Below are 21,076 nucleotides of genomic sequence, written 5' to 3' on the forward strand. Positions count from 1 at the left end.
GACACCACACTGCGCAAGGGAGAAAAGACATAATGCTTGAAGCCTTTTACGCCACTGAGCGCGGTAGCTTAGAAGATGCAACAATTAATGGTGGATTCGACCTACATCCTGAATTGGTATGGGTTGACCTCATTGCACCTTCACAAGAAGAACAAGAATGGGTTTTAGATGCTTATCAGCAAAATTTACCAACTCTTAAATCTTTAGAAGACATTTCATCCTCTGCACGATTCTACCGTGATGATGATGGGATTCTACATATCAGTACTTATTTTTTAACAAAAAATAAAAATTACCAAGTTGAAGGCGATCCCGAAGATACTTCAAACATGCTTGCCAATGTGCAGACGGTTGCATTCATTTTGCATAAAGACCGCTTATTTACCTTGCGTGGTGAAAAGCTGGTTGCCTTTCGTGCCTTTCGCGCACGCGCACGCCGTAATGACTATGAAATTGAATACAAAGATCCGACATGGATTCTTTTAGGTTTATTAGAAGCAAAACTGGATGAGCTTGCGGATATCTTGGAAGATATCCACAAAGACTTAGAGTTATATTCCACAGAAGTCCTCAACGTGCGTCATCGTGAAATGATTTTAGACTTAGATGACATGATTACTCGTCTAGCACAAAAGGAAGATATGCTTGGAAAAGCGCAACTCTGTCTGATTGACTTACGTCGTGTTTTGACCTTTTTGTCTCGTCCTCGCGCATTGGGGAGCCATATCTATGATGCAGATATTCGAGAGTTGAGTGAGGATGTACGCTCCCTTGTAGAACATGATGCGTTCTTGTTCCAAAAAGTACGATTCTTGCTTGATACCACCTCTGGATTTATTAACACTGAACAGAACGATACCATTCGTCGCTTCTCCATCTTACCCAGTATGCTTGCGCCACCGATGTTGATTGCCAGTATTTATGGGATGAACACTGAGATTCTACCTTTTGCCCATGGCCACTGGAGCTTTTATGTGGTGATTAGCATCTTAATTGCTTTCTTTGTGGGGCCTTTGGCTTACTTTAGATGGAAGAAATGGATTTAAATACTGCATTCCCCTTATTGGATTGAGTTGAGATTTAGCACTGCTCAATGCAGAAAGAAAAATGAGTCAATAAAAAAGCACCTTTAGGTGCTTTTTTACATCAATATTGCATATGCTAAATTAATTTCAAGTCATCTTGCAAATGGCAAGCTTGAATAATTTTCATCATCTTTTCAGGCACTGCCTTAAACTGCAGCCCCTGAAGATTTGGTGTTTGACGTAACCACTGCACAAACACAGATAAAGCAAGGGTACTGCCATGTTCAAGCTGTGATAGATTCACAGTTATTGGAAAATTTTTCTCATTTTGAATCACTCTCAAACCATTTAAATAATAGCTTTCAGCATTCTCGTAAGCAATTTTACCGCTAACATATAATTCCTGATTTTTAAATTCAATCACTCGCTTGCACCTATCTATGTTATGAGCTTACTTCTTAACAGCAGCGTCTGCATCAGGCTTGAATGTTGCAATTGCTTTGTCAATATTACCGCCGTTACGTTGCACGTTCGCAGCAAATTGGTTACGGAATTGCAAACCTAGATCGATACCAGACACATTCAAATTACGTACTTTCCATTGGCTACCTGCATCAGACAACTGGAAAGATACAGGGATCTTTTCGCCATTGTTATTGAAGTCTAAAGTAACGACAGGAAACTTGCTGTTGGTTGCCTTATACGGACGCATTGAATACGATTGATTTGAATACTTTGCAAATGCGCTACCATAATTCTCAATTAACGTATTACGGAAATTTTGTTCAAATTGCGCACGTTGAGCTGGGGTACTGCTATTTGCATAAGTTCCCATCACAATACGTGTAAACGCTTGACCATCGACATAAGGATCAAGGTTTTGGCGAACAATCGCTTTCACAGTAGCAGGGTTTTGCAATTTACCTTGATCTGCTTTTAAGCGCGAAATCAGGCCATCAGCAACACGTTTAACAAATACTGGTGGTGCTTCTGCTGGAGCAGCTTGAGCTGCAGTCGCCACCATAGTTGCCAAAATAGTTGCAGTAAAAGTTTGTTTTAACAGCATGTTCATTTTCAATAACTCCTCTAATGCCTATTCAACAAATGAAGTTTGAGCATCAGTTGTTTCAGTGGATGCAGATGCATCTTTAGCTTCCGATGTGCCAGTTGATGATTTTCCTGCACCACCCGTAATAAATTTGGTAATCAAATCTTCTAGATCCATCGTACCTTGGGTGTTTTCAATGCTTTCACCACGTTTAATGTAGTTAATGCCGCCACCTGGTACGATTTTCAAATATTTTTCGCCTAAAAGACCATTGGTTGCGACCATTATGTAAGCATCTTCATCAATATTTGTGATGGATTTCATGTTACCTAACAGTTGCGTTTCCATTTCTTTTTGTTTCTCAGGTGTCGCAGCCTGATAATCAGCACTGTAGTGTAAATCACCTAGCGCATTTTCTTTTACTTTCTTCAACTGTTCTGCATTGAAGGTTGTCAATGAACCATCCAAATCGAATTTAACCGTTGCATGACGTGTCACAGGATCAAGTGTAATTGCATCAACTTGTCCAATTTTAACACCGCTCATGGTCACTTTGGCACGCGGTTTTAAACCATTCACATTGTCGAATGTTGCAGTCATTTCATAACTGTCTTTTAAGTTTGTACCGACCAAACCACTCACTTTCATGGCTAAAAAGAATAGAGCAAGACCAAAAATGATGACAAAAATACCGACGGTCAGCTCACTAGCACGTGATTTCATTAAACACCTCCGAACATGACCGCAGTCAACACGAAATCAAAACCTAAAACACATAACGATGAATACACAACAGTACGTGTCGTAGATGTTGCGATACCTTCAGATGTTGGTTCACAAGCATAACCTTGATACACCGCAATCCAAGTACAAATTAAAGCGAATACTAAACTTTTAATGATGGTTCCGTTAAACACATCTTTCATAAACTGAGTGCTACTCAGAATACCACTCCAGTACGAGCCTTCGTCTGCGCCGAGAAAATCTACACCGACCATTTTGCCACCCATAATACCAATCGCAGCAAAGATCACAGACAGCATCGGTAAACTGACAATACCGGCCCATAAACGTGGAGAAATCACACGCTTTAACGGATCAACACCAATCATTTCCATACTGGATAATTGTTCAGTTGCCTTCATTAGGCCAATTTCAGCAGTCAAAGCAGAGCCAGCACGACCAGCAAAAAGCAAGGCAGCCACAACAGGCGCAAGTTCACGCAACAAGGTTAAAGCCACAGCTGCGCCCAACATGGCTTCACTACCAAAAGTGACCAAGATGTTATACATCTGCAAACCGAGTACTGCACCGATGAACAGCCCAGATACAGCAATGATCAATAAAGACAGTACGCCTACTCGATACATCTGATAAATGAAAAGTTTTACACCAAGTATTGTTGGCAAAGAGAATAAAATGCGCAACAACATGAGCATTGCAACACCAATGCCCTGAACACGTTCTAGAACGCGTCTACCCAATAAGGCAATAGCATTCATGAACTAACCTCATTACTTAAATAGGCTTGATGACTAAATTGATAATCAACAGGACCTTCAACCGAACCTGTTAAGAATTGCTGTACAAATGGAGAAGCGTGTTGTTGCAATTGCTCAGGAGTCCCCTCGCCTTGCACCTTACCTTCAGCCACAACATAAATATAGTCAGCAATTGATAATGTTTCATCAACATCATGTGAAACAATAATTGTTGTTAGATCTAAAGCGTCACGTAATGATCGAATTAATCGGGTCAAAACCCCCATCACGATCGGATCTTGCCCAGCAAAAGGTTCGTCATACATAATCAAGTCTGGGTCAAGCGCAATCGCACGAGCAAGCGCCACACGTCGATTCATCCCGCCAGAAAGTTCTGCGGGCATCAACTTTTCAGCACCACGCAAACCAACCGATTCTAATTTTAGTGCCACCAACTCAGCAATTAAATTTTCTGGTAATTTTGTATGTGCGCGAATTGGAAAAGCAACATTTTCATAGACGGTCATGTCGGTAAATAACGCACCACTCTGAAATAACATCCCCATACGCGCACGTGCAGCAAAAAGCTCATTACGTGACATCGAAGCAATGTTTTTCCCATCAAGTCGTACTTCACCAGCATCTGGGCTAAGCTGACCACCGATGAGCCGTAACAAGGTTGTTTTACCCGTTCCAGATGGTCCCATGATTGCGGTAATCTGCCCACGACGAATCTGCAAACTCACATTATCGTAGATAACGCGTTCACCTCGGTTAAAACTTAAATTTTTGACTTCAATTAAAGCTTCAGCTTCGGAATGACTGTGTTTATTCATAGCTGAACTTTTTCCTGCATTTATCAGCCCACATACTATACTCTTAAATATCTATATGTTTTGTAATTAAAAGATAATAAAAAATCATAAAGAATATTCATCTTTATAAACAATGTTTGTTGGGCTATTTTTTAGTTTTTTACTTTTAAATTTTATTTAATGAGCAAATAGATTATCTAAAAAGCAGGCTATAAAAAAAGTACCCAACATTTGAGATCAATAAAAGTGAGAACATATATAACATAATTACCTCAAAGAAATCATCAACTTTATTAGATTCAATTTTTCATAAGTTAAGTCTAACTGTTTTATTAAATAAATTGAACTATGTCACACTTTATTCTACCAAATACTTTTCAACTTGCAATAAAAAACCAGCCTGAAGGCTGGTTTTTTATTAAAAATATCTAATTAATCGTTGAATTTGCGACGCGGACGGTCTGCATTGAATTCACGCTTTGGACGGTCTTCACCACCGAATTCACGCTTAGGACGATCTTCACCGCCAAACGCACGTTTAGGACGATCTGAATTAAATTCACGCTTAGGACGGTCTTCACCACCGAATGAACGCTTAGGACGATCATCACCGAAAGAACGTTGTGGACGGTCACCAAAACCACCTTCACGACGTGGTGGACGATCACCAAAATCACGCTTAGGACGATCAGCAAAACTGCCTTCACGACGTGGTTTGTAATCTACGCTGTTACCACGGTTGTCATCATTCGAGTTAAAACGAGGTTTATCGTTAAAACCGCCTTCACGACGTGGACGATCAGAGTTGAAATCACGCTTAGGACGATCTTCACCACCGAATGAACGTTGTGGACGGTCACCGAAGCCACCTTCACGACGTGGTGGACGATCACCAAAATCACGCTTAGGACGATCTTCGCCACCGAATGAACGTTGTGGACGATCACCGAAACCACCTTCACGGCGTGGTGGACGATCACCAAAATCACGCTTAGGACGGTCATCACCATAAGATGGACGATCACCACGTGGTTTGTCATCGAAGCTACGACGTGGACGATCATCACCGCCTTCACGACGTTTGAAGTTTGATTCACCTTCAAAACGACGACCACCGCCGAAACCGCCACGACCGCCTTCACGACGACCGCCACCGTTACTACGACCACGACCGCCACCATCACGACTACCGCGAGCTGGAGGTGGAGATGGCTCTAAACCTTCGATTTCAGAAACACTTAAACGCGCTTCTAAATAATCTTCTAAAGCACGGATTTTACCGCGTTCACGGTAAGTTGCTAAAGTGATTGCTTTACCAGTACGACCCGCACGACCTGTACGACCAATACGATGCACATAATCTTCATTCTTCATTGGAAGACCGAAGTTAATTACGTGAGAGATTGTTGGTACGTCAAGACCACGAGCAGCTACGTCTGTAGCAACAAGAATTTTTGCACGACCTTCACGGATACTGCGTAAACGACGGTTACGTACAGTTTGTGGCATAGCACCATGAAGCGCAACAACTGAAAGACCAGCTTCTGCAAGCTCTTCAGCAAGCATATCTGTATCTTCTTGAGTTGAAGCAAATACAACTGCTTGATCTACGTCTTCTTCATTTAACCAATGCGTAAGCAATTTTTTCTTATGCTCAAAGCCATCAGTCCAATGTAAAGTTTGGGTAATATCAGTATTTGTAGAATGACCTGTTTCAATTGCAATACGTTCAGGTTCGTTCATCATGCGTTCAGCAAGATTAATGATACGTGGTGCAAATGTTGCAGAGAACATTAATGTTTGTTTACGATTTAAAGCTAAATCGCTGATTGCTTCTAGGTCTTCAGAGAAACCTAAGTCAAGCATACGGTCAGCTTCATCGACGATTAAAGCATCAACTAAATCAAGTTTAATTTGACGACGGTTTACAAGATCAAGTAAACGACCTGGAGTCGCAACAACAACTTGTGCACCTTTTAATTGTTGGATTTGCTTACCAAAAGGCATACCACCCATGATTGCTGCAACACGTACACCTTTCATATGGCGTACAAATGCAATCGCATCTTGACATACTTGTTGTGCAAGTTCACGAGTAGGTGAAATCACCAAGATATTTGGTTGAGTTACTGCTTTCATACGATCTTTAAATGGTACAAAAGTATCTTGACCAGCTAAAGCGTTTAACGTAGGGAGTAAGAATGCAGCAGTTTTACCAGAACCAGTTTGGCTTGATACTAGAAGGTCTTTTCCTTCTAAAGCCGCTGGAATAGATAGTTCTTGAACAGGAGTCGGCGTAGTAAAACCAAGACTCTCGAGTGCTTTCTGTAGCGACTCGTCTAATGAAAATTCAGCAAAAGTTTTGCTCATAGAGATATTCACCCTAATGTGGGTGCTCCATTAATATATGGTCTGATGGACATCGGCAAAAAGCGGCACAGCAATAATCGCTGAAAATATAGAATCAGCGGCGATCCGAGAACGACGATGCGTATAACGCACATTTGATAACAGCCGCAACCTGAAGGAATCGCTTAAGCGATTGGGTGGGGCGCGAAATATTGTCCTCTCTTTGGACCGGACGCGCATACACAATATAGAAGAGAAATGTTCAGGTAATGAACGAAATTTAGTGCGTGCGCAGAGTATAGCAGAATTTATAATAATGTCACGAAGTTTTATTGTTTTTTCCTGTATTGTATTAAGTCATTCATTATCATCAGGAATTAAATAAAAAAATTGATCTACAGCTAAACTTTCATCCTCAAGAATATCTGCTACAGCTCCCCCTAAACACTCCACGGTAAACTCGCTGAGAATAATGGTATTGGTTTGCCAATGATATGCACTCTTAGCGTCCCCAATAAGTTGTATTATTTTTATATCAGCACTATTCGCTAGGTCTTGCACTCACCAATGTTTAAACGACGATATTTAGTATTAATAGTATCGCATTAAATCGCAACGCATAAAAAAGCCCTCATAAAGATGAAGGCTTTTTAAAACTCAATCTACACAAGTATAAATTACTTCGCAGCTTCACCCCAAGCAGGAACAACAGCTTGCATCAATGGTTTTAACATTTTCATAGAACACGCAATCACTTGACCATTTTCCATAGAATCTGAACCACCACGAGCATCAACGACTGTACCACCCGCTTCTTTCACCATAAGCTCGCCTGCTGCGATATCCCAAGGTTTTAAACCGAGTTCAAAATAACCATCTAAGCGACCAGCTGCAACATAAGCCAAGTCCAATGCAGCAGAACCCGCACGACGATATTGTGCGCCAGCTTCAGTTACATTTAATAATGATTCAAAATGGTTTTTCGCATAAGAAACAATCTCACCATTACGTTTAGCGCGGTAAGCATGACCTACACCCATAAAGGTATTTTCAAGACTGTCTTTAACATTCACACGAATACGACGTTGATTCAACATTGCGCCACGACCACGGCTTGCAGAGAATAGCTCATCTTTCACAGGGTCATAGATAACACCGTGTTGAGTTACACCTTTATGTTGAACTGCAATAGATACACAGAAATGTGGGAAAGCATTGATAAAGTTTAAAGTACCATCCAGAGGATCAATCACCCAACACCAATCGGCATCGTGACCTTTACCTTCTTGTAGTCCAAACTCTTCACCAAGGAAGCTGTGATTTTTATAACTTTTACGAAGCGTATCAATAGTCAACTGCTCGATATAACGATCTACACGAGTCACTGGACCATCAATACCTTTTTCTTCGACTTGTAGATCGAGTTTATGACGATTTTGATGCGCTTTTAAAAGCTCTTGACCAACTAACTGAGCCGCACGCGCAGCCATCACCACCATAGGTTCCATTGAACACCCACTACAAATTTGAAGATACTGATAAAGAATAATGCATAAAAGCGCCGACATTTTAGCAAATATCGGCGCTTTTTGGGAAATTTTGTTGCTAAAATTTTACAACTTTAACTTTTACATGAGCTTAAACGTGTTGTACCAGCTTTAACCAAGCCTGTTCAATCGAGTTTTGAATACCTTTTACATCTAAACCACAGTCTTGAAGCATTTCAGAATGGCTTGCTTGTGCGAGGAATTCATCAGGTAAACCTAGGTTTAAAATTGGCTTCACAATTTGCGCCTGTGCCAAGAACTCATTGACCGCACTACCCGCACCAGCCATCACCGCATGTTCTTCAACAGTTACAAATAAGTGAGTTTTGTCTGCCAAATCACGAATAATTTGTTCATCCAATGGTTTCACAAAACGCATATTGATCACACGAATTGCAATATCCAACTTTGGTGCCAGCTGTTTTGCTGATTCAAGCGCAGGTTGAACACGACTACCAAAGGCCAAAATCGTGATACCTTCTTCGTGTTCAGTATTGAGTTCTAACAATACTTCAGCTTTACCAATTTCCAGCTCAATCAACTGTTGTTGAATTTCTACACCTAAACCGTTACCGCGTGGATAACGGACTGCAGTTGGGCCTTTGTATAGATATGCTGTATGCAACATTTGGCGACATTCGTTTTCGTCTTTTGGCGCCATGATCACCATATTGGGTACAGTACGCATATAAGCATAGTCATACGCACCAGCATGCGTAGGACCGTCTTCGCCGACTAAACCTGCACGATCAATACCAAAGGTCACATCAAGATTTTGTAAAGCAACATCATGAATCAGTTGGTCATAACCGCGTTGCAGGAAGGTTGAATAAATTGCCACAACTGGCTTCAATCCTTCACATGCCATACCCGCAGCTAATGTCACTGCATGCTGTTCTGCAATTGCAACATCAAAGTAACGCTCTGGAAATTGTTTAGCAAACTGTACCATGCCTGAGCCTTCACACATGGCAGGCGTAATTGCGAGTAATCTGTCGTCTTGTGCAGCTTCATCACAAAGCCATTGCCCAAATACATCTGAATATTTTGGCGCTACATTTTTAGTTGCTGAAGCATTAATTTTGCCAATCGCATGATATTTAATTTGATCCGCTTCAGCAGGTGCAAAACCCTTACCTTTCACGGTATAGACATGGATCAGACGTGGCCCTTTACGCTTTTTCAGCGCATTAAAGACTTGTACCAGTTGCTCCACATCATGGCCATCAAATGGGCCAAAATAATCAAAACCAATGGCTTTAAATAGATTATCCGCAGCATCAGTCGCAGATTGATGTAAACGAGAGTTGTAGTTCCATTCAGGGCAATCCTGTACAAAAGCTTGCCCTTCTTCATCAATATTGATGAATTGCCCTTGTTCCCAAATTGCAGCTAAATGCTTTGCAAAACCACCCGTACTACATGAAATCGACATATCATTGTCATTGAGTACCACCATCAAATCAGCATTATGCGCCACTGCATCATTCATGGCTTCAAATGCCATTCCAGCAGTCATCGCACCATCACCAACGATAGCAACAACTTCACAAGGATCTTTTTGATAACGACGTGCCAAGGCCATACCCAAGCCAGCAGAAATTGCAGTCGATGAATGTCCTACACCAAAGGTATCAAATTCAGATTCATCACGCGCTGGAAAAGCCGCCAATCCATCTTTAGAACGGATGGTCATCAATTGCTCACGGCGTCCTGTAAGGACTTTATGTGGATACGCCTGATGGCCCACATCCCAAACTAAACGATCCCGTGGTGTTTCAAAACAATAGTGTAAGGCAACTGTTAATTCTATAACGCCAAGGTTTGCACCAAAATGCCCGCCACTTTGTCCAGCAGCATACAAAATAAATTGACGCAATTCGTCTGCGACCTGCGGCAATTGGCTTTGCTCAAACTGACGTAATTGTTGAGGATGATTAATTTCATTCAACAAAGGCGTAACAGGACGATGACTAGGTATTTCGGTATACAACATATGTGGCAAAGCCTTCTAAAGCCTGGCAAATCTAGCTAGGTAAACGGGTTAGCATGATTGTGAGAACCAATGATATCACATTCAATCAGCCACATTTATAATGATGCGTCATTGGAACTTCCAAGTCAGCAAGTGTGCTCTTGGTGTCAATTATCATGAATAATCTATCTATATATCAACTATTATCGTGTGCTTTATACAAAAAAGAAATTTTTATAGCAATGTTATCTATAAAAACATGCTTCACAAACCTACCAATGTCCAAGCATTACGCTATACTTTAGCCAATTTCTAAACAAATAGATGGAAGATTCTGTGTCAATAGAGTTTGTTGCCACTTCAAAATTACCCACTGCTTATGGTGATTTTAAAATTTCTGTATTTCAAGATCCACAAACAGGTGAAGAGCATGTTGCTCTTTCTAAGGGTTTAGAAATCGCGCCTACAAACCCCGTTTTAGTTCGTATTCATTCAGAATGTTTAACTGGCGATGCCTTTGGTTCATTAAAATGTGACTGTGGCCCTCAATTGCACAACACCATGAAAATGATGAATGATGCAGGCCAAGGTGTGATTTTATATTTGCGCCAAGAAGGTCGTGGTATTGGCTTGACCAATAAAATCCGTGCTTATGCTTTGCAAGATCAAGGGCATGATACCGTTGATGCAAATTTATTGTTAAACCTACCAGCTGATGCACGTAAATATGATATGTGTAGCATCATGCTCGATCATTTACAGGTCAAACAAGTTAAACTCATTACCAACAATCCATTAAAATTAAAAGCTTTAACAGATTTAGGTATTGATGTATTAGACCGTGTACCGTTGACCGTGGGCTTAAATAAGTTCAATGAAGATTATTTAAAAACCAAACATGATCGTATGTCACATATGTATGAGAAAGATGATTTTTAAATAATCACTAAGTTAAATAATAGGAGACTGAACTAATGAAATTAAGCTCAATTTTATTTGCAATCAGTCTCCTTTAACTCAGCGCATAGTGTCAGGCATCTGATTCAAAAGCCCAATCTGTAATCATTCAACAATTAAGAGAGTTCCAACAACAAGACCATTTTTTATATGCTGGGATCAAAAATCCTCAATTAAAGCAAAAACTCAATCAAATTGACCCATACAGCTTAGATACAGATGATAGAGAACAAGTTGCTGTTAGCTATGAAAAATTTTTAGATATTATTGGCCTAGAAAGCTCAGATGGTATTTTAAATACTTGGGTATATGGTGAAGTCATTAATAAGTTAATTGAACAAAAGAAATCAGTAAAACCATAACCTTTCTATTAATTCACTAATTTTTATGAATAAAACATCTAGAAAGGTTTTGCTATCGCGGATGGCGACAGGGATGTCGCCGTTGGGCAAGGGTGACAGGAGTCCCCTTTGCCCAACAAAGGATTTTTGTTTCTTTTCATCCCTGAAAAGAAAGGAATCATCTACACTTCTTCATCTAAATTTTTAAATACAATATTTTGTAAAATATAATCAAATCGTCATCGAGAAAATTTGTGTTTCAGGCTTTCTACGTTTTAAATGCAGATCAAACGCCATACAAATATTTCGAACAAAAGGCTTCCCTTGCTCCGTGATCACAATCCGATCCGCTTCAATGTTCAATAAACCATCATGCTGCATTTCAACAAGCTGTTGAATCACATCACCACGCTCAGCAAAATCCATCGCCTGATCTGACCAAGAGGTTTGAAAGGTGCACATCAAATTCAAAATATGCTGACGAATCTTTAAATCTTCGACACTTAACACATGCCCTTTCACCACAGGAATCTCATCATTTTCAAGACAAGTGTAATAGGCATCTAAATTTTTCTCATTCTGTGCAAAGCTATACCAACTATCACTGATTGAAGATAGACCCAATCCGATCATGACTTGTGTTTTTGATGAGGTATAACCCATAAAATTACGATGCAAAGTACCTGCATGAAATGCTTGATACATCTCATCTCGATCTAAAGCAAAATGATCCATCCCAATCTCATGATAACCATGCGCTAAAAGTTGCTTTTTCCCTTCCTCATACAGCGTTCGCTTCATTCCATCTTTGGGCACATCATGATCTTTAAACCCACGCTGTCCGTTGCCCTTAATCCAAGGCACATGCGCATAACTATAAAAAGCCAAGCGATCTGGCATTAACGTATTAGTCAAATCAATGGTATGCAACACATCTGCTAAATTTTGAAATGGCAAACCAAAAACCAGATCATGTGAAATCGATGTATAACCAATCTCTCTTGCCCATTGCGTCACTCTTTCTACATGTTCAAAAGGTTGCACACGATGAATAGCTTTCTGAACAGTCGCATTATAGTCTTGCACCCCATAGCTGACACGGCGAAAACCAAGCTCATACAAGGCTTGTAAATGATCTCGCGTGGTATTATTGGGATGCCCTTCAAAACTAAATTCATAACCATCTGCAATATTGGCTTTGGCTAAAATACCTTGAATTAATTGTTGTAAATGCTCAACTGAAAAAAATGTTGGTGTCCCGCCACCCAAATGGATTTCTTTAATGATGGGTCTGTCTGCTAACAACTGACAATATAAGTCCCATTCTTTTAAAACGGCTTGAATATAGGGTTGTTCAACATCATGCCGTTTCGTGACTTTTTTATGGCATCCGCAAAATGTACATAGACTTTCACAAAATGGTAAATGAATATAAAGACTGATGCCTTCAACGTGATTAGACTCATCAAAAGAGCGCTTTAAGGTCTGTTTCCATTGTTGCAGCGAAAATGATGCCTCCTCCCAATATGGAACCGTTGGATAACTGGTATAACGGGGTCCAGCAACATTATATTTTTGAATCAAAGAACAACTCATATTCACTGCTCGATACGCAATTAACATTCAGAATGCAATAAACCCAAAAATTGAATTTATCCTCAATACATTGTGCTGAGCTTAAGGATAGATTTCAACCTAGCGAATTGCTCGGGATTGCCTAGCATGTATCCGTGATACCCACAGATTTTTCAGGCTCATTCGATTCATTCACACCATGTTCAAAACATGTCTTTATAATGACTTGGTTTTGTTTTTTTAGCGTTTTATGTTTTGATGTAGAAAATTTTTCAATTCTCCTTCGAGGATGATCATGCAAAACCCGACTTCTGCAGATATTCAACGTGTTCGTGATTTCCTGACAGATTTACAAGCTCGAATCTGCTCTGCCCTAGAGCAACAAGAACAAATAGGCCACGGCACTGCAACATTTGAAATTGATGACTGGCAACGCCCTGAAGGAGGTGGTGGTCGTTCACGTGTTCTACAAAATGGTACTGTGATCGAAAAAGGCGGGGTGATGTTTTCTCACATCAACATTTCCAAACTGCCAGCTTCAGCAACAGAACGCCATCCGGCAATCGCTGGAGCCAAAGCACAAGCTTTGGGGGTTTCTTTGGTCATTCACCCAACAAATCCCAATGTTCCCACATCTCACGCCAATGTACGACTATTTGTTGCAGAACCCGAAGGGCAAGCACCAATTTGGTGGTTTGGTGGGGGTTTTGACCTCACACCTTTTTACCCCAATGATGAAGACGTTTTATCTTGGCACCAAACAGCATTCGATTTGTGCGCACCGTTTGGTGAAGAAATTTATGCTGAACATAAACAATGGTGTGATGATTACTTCTATTTAAAACATCGTGATGAACAACGTGGTATTGGTGGTTTGTTTTTTGATGATTTAAATCAATGGGATTTTGAAAAGTGCTTTGAATATATTCAAGCGGTCGCAAATGGTTATTTAAATGCTATTTTGCCTATTTTCCAAAGAAATCAGGATAAACCATTTACACAAGCCCAACGCGACTTCCAATTGTATCGTCGCGGTCGCTATGTTGAATATAATTTGGTTTATGATCGTGGCACCTTATTTGGCTTACAAACTGGTGGTCGAATTGAATCTATTCTGGTCAGTATGCCACCGCTTGCAGCATGGTCTTATCGCCCAGAATGGGATGAAAACAGCCCAGAAAAACGTCTCACTGCTCATTATTTAAAACCTAAAGATTGGTTGTCGATATTAAAATAATCTCTCGCCATTTAGGTTTCATCGTGACCAAGCTATCTTGCATTCAAGATAGCTTTTTAACCTTTACCGATGAATCCTTCTGAGAAGATAGCGCTTGAAAGATTTACTCACAATTAAAATGAGAATAATTCACGATAAGGACACTTTTTTAATTTAATATATGCTCAAACCTGACTAAGATACCAACCTTAAAATTTCCTTAATTTTTTGATAAAGTCTTAGCGTTTAAAGATTATTATAGCGGTAGAAACCAGAGGTAGGTATGAGGAATTTATTAGAAAATCACAAGGTTACACTTTCATTCAGTATTTTATTTTTATTAGCATGTTCCATTTCAACCACCATTATCTCTAACAACCATCTCTCTGACAGCATCTCAATTACTTCTAGTGTTGTTTTATCTGCTGGCTTTCTTGTTGTTTTTGCTATGATTTTCCTTGACTTCTTAGAGTCAGTTTGCAATCCATAAGCATCTTTTTTAAAGCACAACATTTCCCCAAAAACCTTCCTCTTAAAAACCAGCTTTAGCGCGATTAAAAAAGCGCTCTAAATCATCAATTTATTCAAATTTTAGCATAAGCTAAACCGCATATAGTTTGGTTGTATCATCCATTTTCACGTATATTGTCGACATTCTCTAAAAATCAACACAATCAATACTTGGACATTTGGCATGAGTAAACTATTCGCAGTCATTGGAAATCCGATTGAACACTCTCGTTCACCTGAACTACACCATGCCTTTGCAGAAAAGACTGGTATTGATCTCAACTATGTAAAACGTCTTGCCCCACTCGATGGCTTTACTGCAAGTGTAACTGAATTCTTTGCTCACAATGGCGTAGGTATGAATGTTACTGTGCCATTTAAAGAACAAGCTTTTGCCTTATGCCAACAACTGACAGAACGTGCAAAAATCGCCAAGGCGGTCAATACGCTTTGGATGGAAAACGGTGTATTGCATGGTGACAATACAGATGGACAAGGTTTAGTCGATGCGATTAAAGCATTAGACTGGACTTTAGAAAACACAGATATTTTGATTATTGGGGCAGGTGGTGCAACTCGCGGCGTGGTTTACCCTCTGGTAAAAGCGGGGGCTAAAAAAATTGTGATTGCCAACCGTACCCGTTCACGTGCAGAACAATTGGTGGCCGATTTACAAAGCGCTGTTCCTGAAGCAAAACTTTCCGCTTGTAGCCTAGATGAATTAGATGGGCAATTTGATCTTGTTATCAATGCGACTTCGGCAAGCTTAACGGGTGATGCACTGATTCTTCCTGAAACCTTAACCTTTCACCATGCTTATGAAATGGCCTATGGCAAACCTTCAAGTTTTATCGATCAAGCCAAAGCGCGCCAGATTCCAAGCTCAGAAGGCTTCGGTATGTTGGTTGGGCAAGCCATCGAAGCCTTTTATATTTGGAATGGGGTTCGTCCAAATTTAAAAGATTTTCTTTAATCATGGATGTATCTTTGTTTAAAAAATCCATAAAAAAAGAACCTCAATTGAGGTTCTTTTTAGCCAAACCAAAACCAATTACTTTAACTTGGCATCACTCAAGATCTGATAGGTTTGCTTAAATAAATCATAATCAATAAATTCAGTCGCGTCTTGATCCAAGCCAGCTACAACCTGATCGTTAAATTTATTGCGTTTAAATGCAGTATAAGACTTGGCTAAAATCTTCGCTGTTTTGATAAAATCAGCGCGTTGCCCTTTTTCAATCTCATTTTCTGCTTCAAACTTCTGCATATAATATTGCGCAAAAACGGCTTCAGTGGTTTTGTATTTCTTGACTAAATTCTGAATTTCTAAAACACTTTGCTTATCTTTCCAGACTTTAGCCACGATCTCATCAACAGCATTTCCAAGTCCATCATCATATTGGTGGTCATCTTCCAAATGATGCTTTTTCTGTAAAGCTTGGACCTGTTTTAAAGCCTGACCTTTCGGATTGTAAATCTCTTCATCAGAATAAGAATAAGCGTAGACTGCCGCAATTTCCTGTAAATCTTGAGCAGAATATTGTTTGATTAGCTCAGGTTTTTCTGCAGTCAGTTTGGCAATAAATACGGCTTTATAGGTTTTTTCATATGAACCCGTTTGTGCATACACTTGTTCAGCCAACTGCGCTAAACGCTCATCTAAAGTTAAATATTTTTGTTCTGAACGACTGCCTGTATCACCTGAAACACCCGCAATACCGCCCACAGCTTGCTCCATAATGCTGCCTTTAAAGATATCTTTAAATGGTTTGGCTTGCTGTAAAACACTCTGGTCGATCTTGCTGGCATTTCCATAATTAAGGAATTGCATATCCATCTTAACATTCAGTTTACGATTTAATTTATCAAAATCCACACCCAAATCATAATCTGCTTTTACTGCTCGGCCTTTGTTATCTAAAGACAGATCAACGCTTAAAGGATTACGTTTATTTTTAGGCGGCAAACTGGCTTCAACTTCAGTATGATGTTGATTCCACAATTGTTTAAATTGTTGAGCATCAACCAACTTGTCTTTCGCATAGCCTGTAAAGGTTTTGACAAGCGCTGCATTACTTTGCTGCTGTAAAGCTTTACTGGCTGAAGATGCATCATCCTTTGCTTCAGCACTTAAAACATCAATTTCATAATGATATTGACAATATTCCACATCACCAAAACGTGGATGAGCTTTTGCTTTTGTTAAGTCTTCACATTGTTGTTCAGTTAAAATTTTCTGACGCTCTGCTGATGCTTCTGCAGACTCAGCTTCAACATTGTCATCTTCCTGCTCAGCAGCATCGGAAGCTTGGCTAGTGGCATAGTCTTCATCATCTTCAACTGCTTTTTTAGCCGCGTCTTGTGCATCTGCATAAACAGCGTCCACCTCTTCTTCAGACGCTTCATGAGATTGACGATTGACTGCACTATAAAGTTGATACATGGCGCTAGCGGCATCAGCCACTCCCGCATCATCAGTATTGATCCCCGCTGAGGCTTCTTCTACTGCTTTCATTGCAGCTTGTGCCGCTTCGTTAGCAGCATCACTTGATTGATTTTCTCCAGTAGTATCTAAGAGTTTTGCAATATTTGTAGGACTCAATCCAAGCACTGAATTCATGAAATATTGACGATTCACTGTAGAATACAATTGCCCTTGCAAAAACATTTCTTCAATGCTGGTAGTTAAGCGGATTTTTTCAACCACACCCGCTTGCTTCTCAGCTGAACTCACCGCAAGACTTTCAATTTGATTCGGAGAAGCGATCAAATAAGAGGTTGCGCCTGATTGTTTAAGGAACTCAACCAAGGCTTTTCCATTTACTTTGGCAATATCATCTTTGTATTTAGAAAAATCATAATAGGCATATTTATCCTGATCTTGTGAATTGGCCAAATAAGGCATTAAAGAAAAAATATGGGTATAGAATTTATAATTATTCAGATCCAACACTGTAGGAACACGCATTTCCACAGAGAGGTTGGGTTTTTTATACTGTGTCTCTAAGTTAAATGATGCCATTTTCTGACGATAATTTACCGTTCCATCATAACGAATCTGCAAATCATTCACGATATTTTGTACAACATCTGCGCCCATACCAGCAAAGCGACTAAAATACTTTGAGTCCTGTTTAGCAATTGCTTGATAAAGGTCTTTTTTTTGCGTATCGGTTAACTTGATTTTTTGATCTTTCAGGTATTGATTGACCTTTTTTTCAATTGTAGGATCTAATTGCTTTGTATCAGCTGTGTTGGCTTTCTGAACGCTATCAAGTCGAACCTTGACTTGTCCACGGTAATCAAAATTTGGATATTCATATAAGGCATTAAAGCCTTGAATTGCACGTTGCGGAGCGTCTTGATCTGCATTTAAAGCATTGCTTTTAATCACATGTGTAGAACATGCTGATAAACTCAAACCCAATAGACACAATGTTAATTTTTTTAAATGCATGATAGATCTACCCACTTGAATATTATAATGACAATAAAAATAACAATGAAACAATAAAAAACAAAGTGTACAAGACTATCAAAAAATCAACAAATTCACATGTGCTTTTTCTACCAAATTCGCATTTCTGACAATTTTTTTAGAGAGTCTTATCAATGTAATTCCCATATGATTATGAATAATGAAGCTATAGATTGAAAATCCAAAACTATTTTTAAATTAGGATTAAACACATGCCAGCATATAAAGCGCCGCTCCGTGACATACGTTTTTTAATGAATGAAGTTTTTGACTATTCTGCACATTATAAAACACTATCAATTGGCGAAAATGCCGATGCTGATACTGTCGATATGATTTTAGAAGGTGCTGCAGATTTTTGTGAAAATGTACTTTCTCCACTGAATCAATCTGGTGACGAAGAAGGTTGTCATTTTAAAGATGGTGAAGTCACGACGCCAAAAGGTTTTAAAGAAGCTTATAACCAATTTATTCAAGGTGGCTGGCAAGGTCTGTCTTATCCTGAAGAGTTTGGTGGTCAAGGTTTGCCGATGTCATTAAACCTGATCAAATCTGAAATGATGGGGACTGCAAACTGGTCATTCACCATGTACCCAGGTTTGAGCATGGGATGTATGAATACCATCCTGCAATTTGGTACAGACGAACAAAAAAATACCTATATGCCACACCTGACTGCGGGTACATGGTCAGGAACAATGTGTCTGACTGAACCACAATGTGGTACAGACTTAGGTCAAGTAAAAACTAAGGCTGAACCTAATGCTGATGGTACTTATGCGATTACAGGGACAAAAATCTTCATCTCTGCCGGTGAACATGATTTAACTGAAAACATTATCCATATCGTTCTTGCGCGTCTTCCAGATGCACCAGCAGGTACTAAAGGGATTTCATTGTTTATTGTGCCTAAATTCATCCCTACAGCTGAAGGTACAGTGGGTGAACGTAACCCTGTGACTTGTGGTTCTATTGAACACAAAATGGGGATTCGTGCATCTGCAACTGCGGTATTGAACTTTGATGGCGCAACAGGTTATCTGATTGGTGAAGTGAATAAAGGCTTACATGCAATGTTCACCTTCATGAACACAGCACGTATTGGTACTGCTGTACAAGGCCTTGCTCACGCGGAATTATCATTCCAAGGTGCTTTACCATACGCAAAAGACCGTATGTCTATGCGTGCTCTATCTGGTAAAAAAGATCCAGATAAAGTGGCTGATGCAATCATTCACCATGCCGATGTACGTCGTATGCTTTTGACTCAAAAAGCATTTGCAGAAGGCGGTCGTGCCATGATTTATCATGCAGCTCAGCTTGCAGATAAAATGACTGATGCAATGTTACAAGGTGATCAAGCAAAATTTGAAGAATATGACGATAAGCTTGGTTTCTATACCCCGATTCTCAAAGGTTTCTTGACAGAAATGGGACTTGAATCTGCGAATTTGGGTATGCAAGTGTTCGGTGGTCATGGCTATATCAAAGAGCATGGCATGGAACAAATTGCACGTGATGCGCGTATCGCGACTTTGTACGAAGGTACAACAGGTATCCAAGCACTGGATTTAATTGGTCGTAAAGTGCTGCTTTCATCTAAAGGTAAAGTGGTTCGTGAATATACCGCTGAAATCTTGAAATTCTGTGGTCAACATGCACGTAACAAATATATGCGTCGTTTTGCCTGGGATTTAACCAAGATCTGTGCGCAATGGAATGCTTTGACTGTTCGTATCATGCTTGCAGCTCGTAAAGACCGTGAAATCGTATCGTCTGCTTCTGTCGATTTCTTAATGTTCTCTGGTTATGCAATGATGGCTTACTACTGGGCGCAACAAGCAGCAGTCGCTTCTGAAAAATTAGCGTCTGGTAATGGTGCGGAAGTTCCTGAGTTCTATAAAGCAAAAATCAAACTTGCAGATTTCTACTTTGAACAATTATTACCACGTTCACAAGGTCATGCTGAGTCTATGGTGAATCCATCTCGTACCATGATGGCACTTGATGCAGAACATTTTAGTTTTGATTACTAAAATTTAAGATTTCTGAAAAAACAAAGAGCGCTACGGCGCTCTTTGTTTTTAAGATATAACAGTGCAAGCTGCACTACAGTGATATTCATTCACTTGTAGCAGAAGCCTATCCTTGAAATCCTGAACTTAAAAATGCCCTTAAGCGCTCGCTTTAATGCTTTTAAAAATTGATCTGTTTAAAAGCCAACAGATAATTCTGTCATCGCCTACTATTGAGTTTTAGATGCGGGTTGAGTAATGGTTTTAAGCAACTTAAATCGATTTTTTTCGAGCACATAAAAACGTGTAGTCACTTGATCCACTGTATAGTTTTGATCCATATGCTCTTCTTGTGTGACTAAGAGACGGCTGTTTGGACGTGTTGCAATCACATCTTCAGTCCGTTCCTCACCACCAAAGCCATCCGCTAAAAGCTGACCCGTACGTTTATTGATAAAAGAATAGACTCTACATCCCCCACCACAGCCCCACATGGTGGTGACATATTCTCCGGCAAAATCTGGTTTTTGTGTTAATGCATCTCTCAGTCGAGTGCGGAACATATTGGCACTTGGATCTGAAAGATCAAGTTTCGCGGTCTTGCCTGTATACACAGCTTTCACAGGATAGTCGCTAAATTGGGGTACAACGTTTTTTGCATATGCCAGTGAAATGCTTGTCACAGCAAATAACATACTGATTAGAAACTTATTCATTGTGATGACCTTAACTTTTAATAGATTA

18 protein-coding genes are annotated in these 21,076 nt (G+C 39.8%); 6 read left to right on the forward strand and 12 right to left on the reverse strand.

Annotated features, from left to right (window positions below; translation table 11 throughout):
* Positions 1 to 32: 32 nt before the first annotated feature.
* Positions 33 to 1,046 (forward strand): magnesium and cobalt transport protein CorA, encoded by a 1,014-nt coding sequence (locus tag ACZ5QH_RS20640; protein WP_004816845.1) that lies wholly within the window; start codon positions 33 to 35, stop codon positions 1,044 to 1,046.
* A 115-nt stretch (positions 1,047 to 1,161) separates the two neighbouring features.
* Here ACZ5QH_RS20640 and ACZ5QH_RS20645 read toward each other — a convergent pair whose 3' ends face one another.
* The 9 genes from ACZ5QH_RS20645 to dxs form a co-directional block, all read right to left on the reverse strand.
* On the reverse strand, positions 1,162 to 1,449 hold the full coding sequence (locus tag ACZ5QH_RS20645; RefSeq protein ID WP_034614405.1) for a toluene tolerance protein: 288 nt from the start codon (positions 1,447 to 1,449) through the stop codon (positions 1,162 to 1,164).
* A gap of 27 nt (positions 1,450 to 1,476) precedes the next feature.
* Positions 1,477 to 2,097 carry an MlaC/ttg2D family ABC transporter substrate-binding protein gene (locus tag ACZ5QH_RS20650; protein ID WP_004816842.1) on the reverse strand — a complete coding sequence of 207 codons (621 nt, stop codon included), beginning with the start codon at positions 2,095 to 2,097 and terminating at the stop codon, positions 1,477 to 1,479.
* Between the two features lie 21 nt (positions 2,098 to 2,118).
* Positions 2,119 to 2,796 (reverse strand): outer membrane lipid asymmetry maintenance protein MlaD, encoded by a 678-nt coding sequence (mlaD, locus tag ACZ5QH_RS20655; protein WP_004816841.1) that lies wholly within the window; start codon positions 2,794 to 2,796, stop codon positions 2,119 to 2,121.
* Positions 2,796 to 3,575 (reverse strand): lipid asymmetry maintenance ABC transporter permease subunit MlaE, encoded by a 780-nt coding sequence (gene mlaE, locus ACZ5QH_RS20660; protein ID WP_004725633.1) that lies wholly within the window; start codon positions 3,573 to 3,575, stop codon positions 2,796 to 2,798. The genes mlaD and mlaE overlap by 1 nt, the downstream gene beginning before the upstream one ends.
* Complete coding sequence (locus tag ACZ5QH_RS20665; protein ID WP_004725631.1) at positions 3,572 to 4,390, reverse strand: ABC transporter ATP-binding protein; 819 nt, start codon at positions 4,388 to 4,390, stop codon at positions 3,572 to 3,574. Before ACZ5QH_RS20665 ends, mlaE begins: the two co-directional genes overlap by 4 nt.
* 411 nt (positions 4,391 to 4,801) lie before the next feature.
* Complete coding sequence (locus tag ACZ5QH_RS20670; RefSeq protein ID WP_244014199.1) at positions 4,802 to 6,739, reverse strand: DEAD/DEAH box helicase; 1,938 nt, start codon at positions 6,737 to 6,739, stop codon at positions 4,802 to 4,804.
* Between the two features lie 336 nt (positions 6,740 to 7,075).
* Positions 7,076 to 7,279: a hypothetical protein gene (locus ACZ5QH_RS20675; protein WP_270384376.1), complete on the reverse strand. Its 204-nt coding sequence runs from the start codon at positions 7,277 to 7,279 to the stop codon at positions 7,076 to 7,078.
* Positions 7,280 to 7,395: 116 nt separating this feature from the next.
* Positions 7,396 to 8,226 (reverse strand): inositol monophosphatase family protein, encoded by an 831-nt coding sequence (locus tag ACZ5QH_RS20680; RefSeq protein ID WP_004725624.1) that lies wholly within the window; start codon positions 8,224 to 8,226, stop codon positions 7,396 to 7,398.
* A gap of 130 nt (positions 8,227 to 8,356) precedes the next feature.
* Positions 8,357 to 10,261: a 1-deoxy-D-xylulose-5-phosphate synthase gene (gene dxs, locus ACZ5QH_RS20685; RefSeq protein ID WP_004816835.1), complete on the reverse strand. Its 1,905-nt coding sequence runs from the start codon at positions 10,259 to 10,261 to the stop codon at positions 8,357 to 8,359.
* A 315-nt stretch (positions 10,262 to 10,576) separates the two neighbouring features.
* Here dxs and ribA point away from each other — a divergent pair, with 315 nt between their 5' ends.
* Positions 10,577 to 11,179: a GTP cyclohydrolase II gene (ribA, locus tag ACZ5QH_RS20690; RefSeq protein ID WP_034616453.1), complete on the forward strand. Its 603-nt coding sequence runs from the start codon at positions 10,577 to 10,579 to the stop codon at positions 11,177 to 11,179.
* 122 nt (positions 11,180 to 11,301) lie between these two features.
* Positions 11,302 to 11,559 (forward strand): DUF4844 domain-containing protein, encoded by a 258-nt coding sequence (locus ACZ5QH_RS20695; protein WP_270384445.1) that lies wholly within the window; start codon positions 11,302 to 11,304, stop codon positions 11,557 to 11,559.
* 210 nt (positions 11,560 to 11,769) lie between these two features.
* Here the strand turns inward: ACZ5QH_RS20695 and hemN are convergent, their stop codons facing one another.
* Complete coding sequence (hemN, locus tag ACZ5QH_RS20700) at positions 11,770 to 13,134, reverse strand: oxygen-independent coproporphyrinogen III oxidase (protein WP_270384385.1); 1,365 nt, start codon at positions 13,132 to 13,134, stop codon at positions 11,770 to 11,772.
* A gap of 274 nt (positions 13,135 to 13,408) precedes the next feature.
* Between hemN and hemF the strand changes: the two genes are divergently transcribed.
* Together hemF and aroE are read left to right on the forward strand one after the other, a co-directional pair.
* Entirely contained in the window at positions 13,409 to 14,350 is a 942-nt protein-coding gene (hemF, locus tag ACZ5QH_RS20705; protein ID WP_004816827.1) for an oxygen-dependent coproporphyrinogen oxidase, read from the forward strand.
* A 673-nt stretch (positions 14,351 to 15,023) separates the two neighbouring features.
* Entirely contained in the window at positions 15,024 to 15,812 is a 789-nt protein-coding gene (gene aroE, locus ACZ5QH_RS20710) for a shikimate dehydrogenase (protein WP_034616404.1), read from the forward strand.
* Positions 15,813 to 15,890: 78 nt separating this feature from the next.
* On the opposite strand, the gene ACZ5QH_RS20715 is transcribed toward aroE, so the two are convergent.
* The gene (locus tag ACZ5QH_RS20715; RefSeq protein ID WP_303576653.1) at positions 15,891 to 18,296 is read right to left on the reverse strand and encodes a hypothetical protein; all 2,406 of its coding nucleotides are present in this window, start codon (positions 18,294 to 18,296) and stop codon (positions 15,891 to 15,893) included.
* Between the two features lie 233 nt (positions 18,297 to 18,529).
* Between ACZ5QH_RS20715 and ACZ5QH_RS20720 the strand changes: the two genes are divergently transcribed.
* Positions 18,530 to 20,353, forward strand: a complete 1,824-nt coding sequence (locus ACZ5QH_RS20720; protein ID WP_004725609.1) for an acyl-CoA dehydrogenase C-terminal domain-containing protein — start codon at positions 18,530 to 18,532, stop codon at positions 20,351 to 20,353.
* A 209-nt stretch (positions 20,354 to 20,562) separates the two neighbouring features.
* On the opposite strand, the gene ACZ5QH_RS20725 is transcribed toward ACZ5QH_RS20720, so the two are convergent.
* Positions 20,563 to 21,048, reverse strand: coding sequence for a hypothetical protein (locus ACZ5QH_RS20725; protein ID WP_303576652.1), 486 nt, complete (start codon positions 21,046 to 21,048; stop codon positions 20,563 to 20,565).
* Positions 21,049 to 21,076: the final 28 nt, after the last annotated feature.

This window comes from Acinetobacter sp. Ac8 (genome assembly GCF_055392545.1).

Bases quoted from the DNA above. Each gene is read 5' to 3' on its own strand.
- ACZ5QH_RS20640 (WP_004816845.1), top strand. From the start codon at position 33: ATGCTTGAAGCCTTTTACGCCACTGAGCGCGGTAGCTTAGAAGATGCA.
- ACZ5QH_RS20650 (WP_004816842.1), bottom strand. From the start codon at position 2,097: ATGAACATGCTGTTAAAACAAACTTTTACTGCAACTATTTTGGCAACT.
- mlaD (WP_004816841.1), bottom strand. From the start codon at position 2,796: ATGAAATCACGTGCTAGTGAGCTGACCGTCGGTATTTTTGTCATCATT.
- mlaE (WP_004725633.1), bottom strand. From the start codon at position 3,575: ATGAATGCTATTGCCTTATTGGGTAGACGCGTTCTAGAACGTGTTCAG.
- ACZ5QH_RS20665 (WP_004725631.1), bottom strand. From the start codon at position 4,390: ATGAATAAACACAGTCATTCCGAAGCTGAAGCTTTAATTGAAGTCAAA.
- ACZ5QH_RS20670 (WP_244014199.1), bottom strand. From the start codon at position 6,739: ATGAGCAAAACTTTTGCTGAATTTTCATTAGACGAGTCGCTACAGAAA.
- ACZ5QH_RS20680 (WP_004725624.1), bottom strand. From the start codon at position 8,226: ATGGAACCTATGGTGGTGATGGCTGCGCGTGCGGCTCAGTTAGTTGGT.
- dxs (WP_004816835.1), bottom strand. From the start codon at position 10,261: ATGTTGTATACCGAAATACCTAGTCATCGTCCTGTTACGCCTTTGTTG.
- hemN (WP_270384385.1), bottom strand. From the start codon at position 13,134: ATGAGTTGTTCTTTGATTCAAAAATATAATGTTGCTGGACCCCGTTAT.
- hemF (WP_004816827.1), top strand. From the start codon at position 13,409: ATGCAAAACCCGACTTCTGCAGATATTCAACGTGTTCGTGATTTCCTG.
- aroE (WP_034616404.1), top strand. From the start codon at position 15,024: ATGAGTAAACTATTCGCAGTCATTGGAAATCCGATTGAACACTCTCGT.
- ACZ5QH_RS20715 (WP_303576653.1), bottom strand. From the start codon at position 18,296: ATGCATTTAAAAAAATTAACATTGTGTCTATTGGGTTTGAGTTTATCA.
- ACZ5QH_RS20720 (WP_004725609.1), top strand. From the start codon at position 18,530: ATGCCAGCATATAAAGCGCCGCTCCGTGACATACGTTTTTTAATGAAT.
- ACZ5QH_RS20725 (WP_303576652.1), bottom strand. From the start codon at position 21,048: ATGAATAAGTTTCTAATCAGTATGTTATTTGCTGTGACAAGCATTTCA.